This is a genomic window from Candidatus Hartigia pinicola (genome assembly GCA_020541205.1).
In the GTDB taxonomy this organism is placed as follows: Bacteria; Pseudomonadota; Gammaproteobacteria; order Enterobacterales; family Enterobacteriaceae; genus Hartigia; species Hartigia pinicola.
Genome location: CP048208.1, coordinates 2,021,754 through 2,034,350 on the forward strand (window position 1 = coordinate 2,021,754; position 12,597 = coordinate 2,034,350).

5 protein-coding genes are annotated in these 12,597 nt (G+C 22.3%); 4 read left to right on the forward strand and 1 reads right to left on the reverse strand.

Annotation, left to right across the window (positions count from 1 at the left end):
• From GFV14_RS03680 to queF, 4 genes are all read left to right on the forward strand, one after another.
• Positions 1-493, forward strand: a 493-nt coding sequence (locus tag GFV14_RS03680) for an OmpA family protein (protein ID WP_457914308.1), incomplete at its 5' end; no start/stop codon positions are given.
• A 1,371-nt stretch (positions 494-1,864) separates the two neighbouring features.
• Positions 1,865-3,604, forward strand: coding sequence for an AAA family ATPase (locus GFV14_RS03685; protein ID WP_457914309.1), 1,740 nt, complete (start codon positions 1,865-1,867; stop codon positions 3,602-3,604).
• A gap of 76 nt (positions 3,605-3,680) precedes the next feature.
• Complete coding sequence (gene fabA / locus GFV14_RS03690; protein WP_457914310.1) at positions 3,681-4,199, forward strand: bifunctional 3-hydroxydecanoyl-ACP dehydratase/trans-2-decenoyl-ACP isomerase; 519 nt, start codon at positions 3,681-3,683, stop codon at positions 4,197-4,199.
• 3,991 nt (positions 4,200-8,190) lie between these two features.
• Positions 8,191-9,036, forward strand: coding sequence for an NADPH-dependent 7-cyano-7-deazaguanine reductase QueF (gene queF, locus GFV14_RS03695; protein ID WP_457914311.1), 846 nt, complete (start codon positions 8,191-8,193; stop codon positions 9,034-9,036).
• Positions 9,037-11,297: 2,261 nt separating this feature from the next.
• Here the strand turns inward: queF and rlmM are convergent.
• Positions 11,298-12,383, reverse strand: a complete 1,086-nt coding sequence (rlmM, locus tag GFV14_RS03700; RefSeq protein ID WP_457914312.1) for a 23S rRNA (cytidine(2498)-2'-O)-methyltransferase RlmM — start codon at positions 12,381-12,383, stop codon at positions 11,298-11,300.
• Positions 12,384-12,597 lie beyond the last annotated feature (214 nt).

The window sequence follows — 12,597 nt, forward strand, 5'->3', positions numbered from 1 at the left end:
TCAAGCTGTTGAACCTGCTCAAGCTGTTGAACCTGCTCAAGCTGTTGAACCTGCTCAAGCTGTTGAACCTGCTCAAGCTGTTAAAAATAAACGTTTTACTTTACATTCAGATATTTCATTCAACTTTAACCAGTCCTCTTTAAGATCAGAAGGACAACAAGCACTAGATAAATTATATAACGAACTAAGTAGTATTAATCCGACGCAAGGTCGCGTACTCATAGTTGGTTTTACAGATCGTATTGGTTCACAAAAATATAATCTTCTATTATCACAAAAACGCGCTCAATCTGTAGTTGAATACTTGATATCTAAAGGTATTCCAAAAAAAGCAATCTCCGCTACAAGTCGAGGTAAAGAAGATTCAGTAACTGGTAATAAATGTGATCATGTGAAAAACCGTACTGCTTTAATAACATGCTTATCTCCAGACCGACGTGTTGAAATCGAAATTCAAGGTACAACTGAAGTTATAACTCAACCAAATGCTTAATTATTAGCCATGTTGAAAATTCTAAGTTAAATACTAACAACCCCATTAAGTGGGGTTGTTAGTATTTAATAATAAATAAACTATATTATCTTTTGATACTGAGCGCTTTATTTTGTTATAATATTTTACAATGATTGTATGCATTAAGTGATAATACTTTATCATGGAATAGTGTATCTAGAAAAATGTCCTTATTTTAAAATGATTATCTAATCTTTAAAATTATAAATAAAACATATAAACCGCATTTGTTGCAATTTTATCATTTTCTAAAACTGCTTAAAGTTCTTATTTTTAATAAATAAATTTAGTTCTACTTTGATATTGATGTTTTTACTTGTTCAACTGAAGATTATATTAGAATTATATTTCATTTCATTTTAATATAAAATTGAATAACTATTTCTAATAAACAATTTACATCTATAAATTTTTCATAAGTAATTATTTACACAAAATAATATTTCAGCCTAGCATTAATACTTTAGTTTCTCTTTAATTATCTAATTAAAATTGCATATAAATAAAATTCACTTTAAATTTTCAGTTATTTTTTACAGTCAATAGTAAATTTAGAACTTCATTTTTATATTACTCTTTATTATAGATGTGATAAATGATATATTACCACCTAAGATTTTGATCTATATACTTTAATATTAGGTATATTTAATATTTTATTTACTTAATATTTTAGTATATTAAATTTAAAAAAATATAAACCAATTAATATAAGAAATCTTAAAATAAAATTTAAATCATTTGAATAAAACTATATCTTTATAATGATTATAAAGATATCTTTTAATTAAAATAATTAATTGATATAATGTTATAACTAATTAAGTTAAGACTATATAGTATTTTAGTCTTTTAGTAATGTTTAAATATTTTAAAATATTATATCTATTTTGACTAGATATACATCTATTGTCATGATAATAAATTCAGAAAAACTTATTAATTTTATATATTTTTTTTAAAAAAACTTTGAACGATTCATAGAAATCATTTTTTTATTAAAAATTAATAAATAATATATGTATGTCTGAATGCATTATGTTTATTTATAAGAATAACAGCTGATATTTTATCACTTTATTTATGACAAACAACCTACTAGTGATGTAATTTATAAACACATTTTTGACTAAGTTATAATGTAGGTTATCTTATTTTTAATGCTGTTTCCTTTATATTCACTGATATAATATTACTTCTTATTAAAAATCATCAGTTAGACTCTAAAATATTCATGTTATTTAATAGGCAATAAATTAATTTGCAAATATAATATATTAAACAGGATTCAGAATATATGCCGATTTCTGACAGGCATTTTTATAGTTACATCAATAGTAGAATATTACAGTGATCAGTCAAGAATTAACATGGCAAAGCCTAATCCCTGACTTAATTGCTTACAAAGCAAATTTTGTCTCTTCAGACACCTTAACTCCTGCCAAACTATTAGATATACAGTCTAGACTGTATAACAGTATCGAATGTTTCATAAAAGAAAATTCGCAGACTCATTTCATGTTTATTAAGTCTGATGCGAATGAATATTATTTAAAAGCATTTGCAGATTCTATCATCCCTTTAATTACTAAACTATCACCAATTAAAGGTGATTATCAATTTTCAGAAAGTAAACAATTGTTTGAATGGCTACCTAATATCGATGGTCGATTTTCAAGTCAAATTAATATCGCTTATCGCCATTGGATTGAACCTGAACAATTATTTGGTTATATTACACCATCAAGACATTTAGTTCCAGGATTGCTGCATCAAGTTAATGGCGGTATACTTATATTATCTGCATCAACATTAATTACTCAACCTGTAATGTGGCAAAGATTAGAATATATGATCTCACAGAAAGAACTCAAATGGCTTTCATGTACAGAGAATCAATATTTTCCTGTTGAAATTCAACCACAACCACTTGAATTAAAATTAATTATTGTTGGTGAAAGGCTTGATCTTGGAGAATTTGAATACACTAATCCGTCTATATTCAAAAATTCTATTTATGGTGAATATGAATCAGTCATGCTATTTGACAATGAAAAACAATTAACTCTTTGGATGCGTTATATCAAATCAATTATTATTGTTAATCAATTACCAGAAATTTCACCTGATGGCTGGCCTTGTTTTTTAATACAAGCTATTCGTTTTTGTGAAGATAAATTTAATTTACCACTCGATATTTTATGGTTAACACGTAGACTGATTGATGCTGCTCGTTATCAATGTCAAAATAGGATAGGAGCTGATGAATTTAAAAAATCTACTGAAAACCGCTTATGGCGTCATAGTTTTCTTTCTGAACAAACTGAATATAATATATTGAAAGAACAAATTTTTATTAAAACAACAGGTGAAATTATTGGTCAAATTAATGGTTTATCTGTTGTACAATATCCTGGTTACCCAGAGACTTTTGGAGAGCCATCACGTATTACTTGCGTAGTACAATTAGGTGATGGTGAGTTAATTGATGTTGAACGGAAAGTGGAGCTAGGTGGAAATATTCATGCTAAAGGTATGATGATTATGCAAGCTTACTTAAATTACGAATTAAAATTAAAACAACCACAACCATTTTCAGCCTCTATTGTTTTTGAACAGTCTTATTGCGAAGTAGATGGTGATAGTGCTTCTTTAGCTGAATTATGTGCATTCATCAGTGCGCTCGCATTACAACCTATCGATCAACAAATAGCAGTGACTGGTTCAGTAGATCAATTTGGTTATGTTCAGCCAATTGGTTGTGTAAATGAAAAAATTGAAGGATTCTATAATATCTGTGTAAAACGAGGGCTAACCGGGTATCAGGGTGTAATTATTCCGATAGCAAATACTCGTAATTTATGTACTAATGCAGCCGTCATTAACTCAGTTAAAAATAAGAAATTCCATATTTGGCCTGTAGAGCATGTCTCTCAAGCTATTAGCTTACTAACAAAACAAGCTTATTTCGAACACCAAGTGGAAGACAATAAAATATACTTATTAGATTTAATTCAAGAACGTATCAACCATGCAAACTCATTAGATAAACCAAAAATTCCTTGGCTCTTAAAATGGTTATTTAAGTAAAAATAACATCGGAGTTGTTCAGCATATAAGTTCAAGCTAATTCCTGGATTCATACCTAATGAAGGTTATTAAAAACATGATTGATAAACGCGAATCTTATACAAAAAATGATTTAGAGGCCTCTGGAAAAGGAAAATTATTTGGAAAAAATGGCCCTCCTTTACCCTCTGGTAATATGTTGATGATAGATCGTATTATAAAAATGACTGAAAATGGTGGCACTTTTAACAAGGGTTATGTTGAAGCTGAATTAGATATCAAACCAAATTTATGGTTTTTCGATTGTCATTTTGTCAATGACCCTGTAATGCCAGGTTGTTTAGGTTTAGATGCAATGTGGCAGTTAGTTGGTTTTTACCTTGGCTGGCTTGGCGGAAAAGGCAAGGGTCGTGCTCTTGGTGTCGGTGAAGTAAAATTTACAGGACAAATTCTACCTACTGCAAAAGAAGTAAGTTACCGTATAAATTTTAAACGTGTAATTAATCGTAAGTTAATTATGGGTCTTGCTGATGGACAAGTATTAGTCGATAATAAAGTAATTTACGCTGCTCATGATTTAAAAGTAGGTCTATTTAAAGATACGAGTGTATTTTAATGTTTTAATTATATTACAAAATGTAAATTTATAGAATATCTTAATTAATTAATACAATTTATATAATAAGAAAATAAGATGCCCTTGATTAAAGCTCCATTTTTAAAAAATTTTCAAATAGTTAATTACAGTATAATAAAAAAAATACTAACTAATTTAAAAATTATTTTAATTCATCATTTGAACAAATATAAAACGTACGCGATAAATCATATCATTGATATTTACTTTAATAGCTCAATGCTACCTTCACAAGAAGGTATGTAATTTAAATCATGATATAATGTTAAATTCAGTAAAAATATTATTATTAATAATAATAAAAACTAACAGAATTAATATAAGAAATTACATTTTATAATAGAAAATGTAATTTCAATAATTTCTGAATGAATTAAGAATGTGAATCTTAGACTTATAGTAAATAAACAAATATTTCATTGAGTTATATTCTCATCTATATTCAATAAATCATAAATTTTATTAATTACTAATTTAAATTTTGATAAAAATAAGAATTGACTTAAAATATTTAAAATAACTACCACTAGGTAGTTTCAAGTAATTGTCAATATAGATTTTTTTAGTATTGATAAAATTTTATTACTATACTAACTCTTGATTTCTGAATTTATATTCAAACTACTTTAATCAAAACTATATAAAATTCTAAAAAATAATTTAAAACTTTATATTCTGAAGATGTTATATACTTCAACTGACTTCATTAAGTGTTATCAAAGTTTTAACATATATTATATATAATACTGCATTTCATTTATTAATCTTAAGATAGCGTAACTCACATAATTATTCATTAATGATAAATATTAAATTATAAATTAAAAACCGTCTCAGATTTCCATCTTATCAATAACAATAAAAAATGTCACACGTATCTCTGTTGTAGTACGTATAATAAATAGAGCTGATTTGTGTTAGTTTTCTCGAATTATTAAAAATAATACTGTAATTTCGTTAGTTAAAAAAATTTATTAGTAATTAATTTTTTATTCAAATAGAATAAAATTCCTATTATATCTTACCCATAAATATTGAATACAGAAAAATAAATTCAAAAGTATTATATTTTAACATGTTATTTATTTAATAATCAAAATAATAGTATATTTATATTCTACACAATAAACAGTATAAAAGATTTTTTAAATACAGAGATTTATAAAATAATATTTATTAGTTTATATTATATGAAGATTTTATGTCAAGTGTTATATAATAAAAATTATAGAAATAAAATGTTATTCAAATAAAATATAGTATAATAATTATTTTTAAAACAATAATTCAATTTTCTAATTTTTTAAGTGCATTAATGACATATTATAAATAAAATATTTAAATTAAGATTCATTAAAATTATCCATTTAAACTTTATATTTTATTAAATTCAGGTTGAAGTCAATTCTTTTTATTAATATTTATTAAATATAATTTTTAGACTTTCATATTTTTCAGAAAAATATCAAAAATATAATAAGATAAAATTATTTTTTACTAAAATTAATATTCTTGTAAAAATTATTATATCTTTTATTTGAGTGATAGTATTTAGTGTAATAAACTATTCTTAGTATATATTGAAATATTAAATATCACAAAAATCTATAATCATCTTTTTTTTGATTAAAATTATAGATATTTACATGATAAAATAATTTTAACTTAATTATTAAAAAATATAATGATTCATATAACTAAAATTTTATATAAATAACGTAATTTGAATACACTGATGATATAAAAATTATTTTTTTATTGTAGAATAATTTAATAAATTGAATAATATTTAAAACAATTTTAATTTTATTAAAATAGTTATTACAAAAAATTAATATATTTTATTATTTTTATAAAATCATACATAAGGTAATTAACAAGATTGAGTTGATACATATAATATTTTTAATTAGTTTTTATTTATTTTCTTATTAAAATATATAAATAATTGAATATATATACATAAAAAAGAATGAGTATGATAATTTAACTACTGAAATAAGAAAATTTAATAAAATTAAAACATCTCACTAGATGAATTTAAAATTATTATTTCTTATTGATACCAATGAGAAATAAACTGTAACATAATTTTATTATATAATACAATGGTCACCGTTAACTAAATTTTAGTATTTTTAAAAAAATGTCTTTTAGAGTTATTTAATTAACATCATCACACCTCAAAATTATTCCATCTAGTAAGTAATTTATTATTAACAATAATTAATAATGTATTATAAATATAAAAGAATTATAATAATATAATATTCAATATTATTGTCATAAAAATAATTCATTATAAATGATTTCATATAAATTGTAATATATTAAAGAAAATTATTATTCAATGTTAGATTAAATGACTTTTATGATTTAACAAATTATTTAGTCTTTTATTTTTAATAATGATCTTAATAGATAATAACAATATGTACATTTAAATTATATATACTCAATAATTTAGTAAGTTTACTATAGTTAGTATATAAAACTTATTAAAATTATTAAGTTCAATGAATCTAATAAATCTAAATTAATTTTTATAAATTATATCATTCATTTTTCTCAATTGAAATTTAAAAATTCATGAAAGATTACTAATAATTTTTATGATGACTATTTTTGTAATTATTATATCGTATTAATAAAATGTTTTTGCTGGTATTTGTATTTAAATTATTAAATTAAATGATATGATAATACATAATCATATGTTAATAATCTTATTGATTTATTTTTATAATTATATTAATTTATATTATTTATTAATAATAATGCTTTTAAATAGTATATTATTTTATATTATATTTAATAAATTAATATACAAAAAAATATATTAAATAATAAAATTTATTAAAATAGTAAAATAAATTAACATATATTTAATAAATTATATTTTTTAACATTAAAATTCAAATATAATTAACATTTCATACATAATAAATATTATAATACAAGTATTATAATATTGAGTTAATAATTTTATTATTATTCTAATAATTATTAAAAAAACAATAATGGATAACTATTTAAATTAAAAAATAAAATTACAATACATTATATGAAAGAAGGTTTTAAAGAAATTTTGTTAGTGATATTTTTTATTATGAGTTATAGTTAAAAATATAAGTATTAATTTTATAATTGATTAATATTAAAATTTTAAGACTATACATTATAGTATACTTAAATATCTGATAAAATATAAAGTCTCTAGTGTTAATAAATAATATATCTAAAAAAGCATATAAAAGACTATCTAATAAATTTTAAGAATAATAGGTAATGTTATTGACAATAACAGACACTATAATAACGGTTTTTATACAAAAAATTTCAATAAGTAAAAAGATTTCAAAGATTATATTAATATAAATTAAATATTTACTAATAGTGCATATAATTCACTAAAATCAGTAATTTAGTATATAAAATACCAAAACTTAATTAATATACATGTTTTAAACTATATCATTCAAATATGAATCCATTGAATAAAAATCAGATTATCTGATATATGTATTAAATAAATTCAAATATTGAAGGTATTTAAATATTTGAATTTATTTTAATAATCTAGAATATATCGCTTTTTATTAAAAAAGTTTTAAAAAATTTTGAACAATTAAATAATGTTAAAAAACCTTTCAAAGTTTTATCGTTGAACTTCAATATCTTAAAGTTTAATAAATTAAGCTTTCTATTCTTAAAAACTAGACAATAATAAATATATTATCAATAATAGACAAAATTAATGACATAAATGCATTTTACCCATTAAATTATATGATATTATAAAAATATTTATAATTCTTAATAAGGTATAATAGTTATAATATTTTATAACCTAATATTTATTAGGAATTTTATAGAATTACTTGATAAGTAACATTATAGAAAAATTCAGAGATAAATAAAAGATCTTATTCTATCTTGTATATTAGTAGATTCACTATAAGTGATTAACATGTCAAAGTTCAAAAATAATTCAACGCTAAACAAGTTGATTCTTGGAAAAAAAACAACATATTCTGACCAATATAATCCTCATTTACTTCAAGCCGTGCCTCGTAGTCTAAATAGAAAATCTTTAGAAATATGTAATGATAATTTTTTTTTCTATGGTGCAGATATTTGGACTATGTATGAAGTTTCTTGGCTTAATCAAAAAGGTATTCCTCAAGTCGCTATTGGTTTGGTCACTGTCGATGCTCATAGTAAAAATTTAATTGAATCTAAAAGTTTTAAACTATATCTTAATAGTTTTAATCAAACTCAGCATAAAAATTGGGAAAACGTCCGAAGTATTTTACAAAAAAATCTCAGTCATTGTGCTAATGGAAAAGTTACCGTTACACTATATACATTAAATGAATTTGCAAGACAGAGTATTCATAATTTTCAAGGAATTTGTATTGATGAGCAAAATATTGAAATTAATAACTATAAATTTCGACGAAATTACCTAATGAATTGTACACAATCTATAATTGTTGAAGAAACATTAGTGAGTCATTTATTAAAATCAAATTGTCTGATAACAAATCAACCTGATTGGGGTTCGGTACAAATTAATTATCGTGGACCTCAAATTAATCGCGAAGCATTACTACGTTATTTAGTGTCTTTTCGCCAGCATAATGAATTTCATGAACAGTGTGTTGAGCGAATTTTTAATGATATAAAAAAATTATGTCAATCAGAACAATTAAGCATTTATGCTCGATATACTCGACGAGGTGGTCTAGATATTAATCCATGGCGCAGTAACACAAAATTTATACCAGAAATTGGTCGTTTAGCTCGACAATAAATACGTAATATTATTTATAGATTTTTTATTATATCTTTGTGTATATTACATTACCTTTTCAGTACATTAGGATTATTTTACGCTTAAATGATTTAAACATTTACACACTGAAAACATTTCCAGTATTTATATATAAATATAATTAGTTTGAAGCAACTAATGCACGTTATTTCACTATATAAATTTATATAGATCATGGTTTTTAACTGACAGGTGTTTAATATTTATATAAACAAAAAAACATACTTATAAAGATATTGAATTATATTCAAATAACATTTTTTACAAAAAAAAGACAATGCATTCTTGATATGATCAATAATATTTTTCTTATAAATTACCTAATAAATTATTGATATATATTCTGAAGGCATGCTCATATTTATACTCAGAGAAGCAATGTATTTTGTTCTTCGACTTTGACAATATGTATTTATATTCTTGATTATTTTAGACATTATTAAAATAAACTTTTTGAAAAAATTTATTATTTTTTAAGGTTATCTTTATTAAAATAATAACATCTTATTTAAAAATAAAAAACAAATTTTATCTTAGCTATTTTATACAATAAGAAACGTAGTCTTTTTTCAGTGAAAAAAATATGTAGTAAGTTGTATTTCAATTAAATCTCGTGATATAGTTTAAAACTACATATTATTAAATCATTTTTTTTGATTTTCGCTTTGATTTTTAAAATAAGAATGATCCAACTTTACAAGTTGGTCACTGATATGTTTATATTATTCTATAAATTTAAAAAAATAATTCTTTAACTTACAATAAGTCACAATATTATATTTAAAAATGCTATTGTCAAATGCTCGATATAATAAACATTACTGTTAAAATAAATTATAATTGTTTATATTAAGAAAAATAATGAATATCTCCTCAAGTTATTTTTTTGATATTCATTAATGCATCAGGTACTAGATAAAGTTTTTTATTTTTTAATAATAATCAAGATTTTTTTGTTGTATTTCAGTGTTTTTGTCAATGCCATATCACCTCCTAAATAACTAATAAATTTTATAAGTAATCACCGTTTTTTTTGAGAGTGTTTATTTGGGTGTAATAACTTTCCATTCTGCATTACCTAACATTTTTAATTGCGTGACTGGTAAATATAAAGATGATAGGTAAATATTCCATTCACCGTTTAAAATATATTCCAAAATAAAATTTACTTAATTACTTTTACCTTTTTTGTTAGAAATTTCAATGATTTTATCTGTATAAATATAAAATATTACTAATAAATAACAATTAACTGCAGTAATGGTGATACTTATTTTTACTTTTTATTATACTAATATGTTTGAAATATTATTCTTTTTATTTAAATTATTACTGTAAACGTAAGAATTTAACAATAAAAAATATAATATATAAAAATACCTTAAACTCTTGAGCTTTCACTTAAAGTAAAATATATATCATATAATCATATTATGATATAATATATTTCAAAATCTTTTTAAATTTTTAGAGATTGTATTATAATATATGGTTTATTTTTGGTTTATTTTTCTTAAATTATTTATTTTAAAAGTTAAGTTATGATTTATTATTTTATCTTTTTTTTGATAAACCTATAATAGTATTAGATTAAATCATTAAAGATAATGAAATCTATTATAATTTTCTCACTTTTTAACATGAAATATTATTTCATGTTAAAAATAAAAATAGTATTAGTTCAAAATATAACTTAACATAAACGAATTAAATTTTAAAAATAATTTTACATTAACTATTGAGTGTTAGAAACAATTAATATAATGAAGATATTATATCAAAATAATATTATTGTAATATATTTAAATGATGTTAATCGATAATAATAAAAAATACAATTACTAATTATATATTACATAAAAAATAAAAAATTAATATCTTAGATCTTATTAGAAATACAAATAATTTCAATGATTGAGACGAAGACACACATCAAAAAAAAATAAACTAATTTCTATTTTTTGAAAAATATATAAAATTTGACTATATACTGAAAATAGTTAATTTAATGAATTACCTAGCTTTATAAAAGAAAATTCTTTTATTAAAAAATGAAATAAAGCGCTTACTAACTATAATTAATATTATTAACTTTCTTTATTTCTATTAAATAGAATATTCTCTACATATAAATATATGTATTAGATATGATGATTATTTCAAGTAAATAAAATATTATAATCGCACTCAATACTTGATAATTTTATTATAGTTAAAAAGAATTTTTTTGAGAAACTTTATCAAAGCACGCGATTATAAATACGTTGAACATATACAGTGACTTCTTCGCGGTCATGATATAATTGTTTTGTTTGCATATGCACATTAACCTTTTTCTGCTTCAACTGATTCTGCATCTTATACAGGATATGCGATAAATTCTCATAACGTTTCTTCATTGGTAGTTTTAAGTTAAAAATAGCTGACTGGCACCACCCATTTAATAACCACTTTGTTATTAAAGCAGCTACTTTAGCTGGTTTTTCAACAACATCACACATTAACCATGTAATATTATTAAACTTTGGTTGAAATTTAAAAGCATCAATACGATGATGTCTCACTTGACCAGTATCTATTAAACTCTTTGCAATTTCACCGTTATCAACAGCATGTACTATCATGTTACGTTTTACTAATTGATATGTCCAACCACCAGGACAAGCTCCTAAATCAACTGCATTCATGCCACTTTGAAGTCGTTGTTCCCATTCATTATAAGGAATAAATATATGAAATGCTTCTTCTAATTTTAATGTTGATCGACTTGGCGCATCTGATGGGAATTTAAGACGTGGAATCCCCATATAAAAAGGTGAATTATTAATACTATATGAATATCCAGTATAACAAGTGCTGATAGTAATAAAAAATACATGAATAACAATAGGTTGTAAACACTCTTTTGTCAATAATATTTTTTTTTCTTTTAATGCGTGACGTAAAGGTACTGTTAGCTTACGACAAAACCTTAGTAATTTTTTGCTTTCGTTAGTATCTGCAACTTCCACTCGCAGATCCCCAGCTTCTTTAATTTGATTGCTAAGCGAATCAATAATAGGAGTAATACGATCTTTTTCTGAAAAATCTTTTAATAATTCACCAATGATAATTATTTGACGAGAAAAAATTAACTCACGAAAAGATAGTTGATGTATAAGTTTATTCACATCTTTCATTTTATAACATTCAAAAATAACATAACCGCTATTTTTTTTGACTTGTGCAAATCCAAAAATTTCTTTTTTTCTTGCTTTATCAGTGATTTCTTCCGCGCACTCTTTTTCAAAACCTGAGCGACAATATAATGCAATTTTATTACTCATAACTTAACTCAAGTTTTTATATACATAGGTCTTATAATAACTAATAATGAAAAAGTAATAAACTTACTCTTAATTTAGTATAATCATGAAAAAATTATTTACCCTTTATTTGTAAGTAAAATCTTACAGTAAATGATAAAACCAAAAAATATTTAAAAAATATTAGATTAGTAAAAGAATAAAATTCTATATAACAAAAAAGAATAAAAAACAC

Coding starts and splice junctions, on each gene's coding strand:
- fabA (WP_457914310.1), top strand. CDS start 3,681: ATGATTGATAAACGCGAATCTTATACAAAAAATGATTTAGAGGCCTCT.
- queF (WP_457914311.1), top strand. CDS start 8,191: ATGTCAAAGTTCAAAAATAATTCAACGCTAAACAAGTTGATTCTTGGA.
- rlmM (WP_457914312.1), bottom strand. CDS start 12,383: ATGAGTAATAAAATTGCATTATATTGTCGCTCAGGTTTTGAAAAAGAG.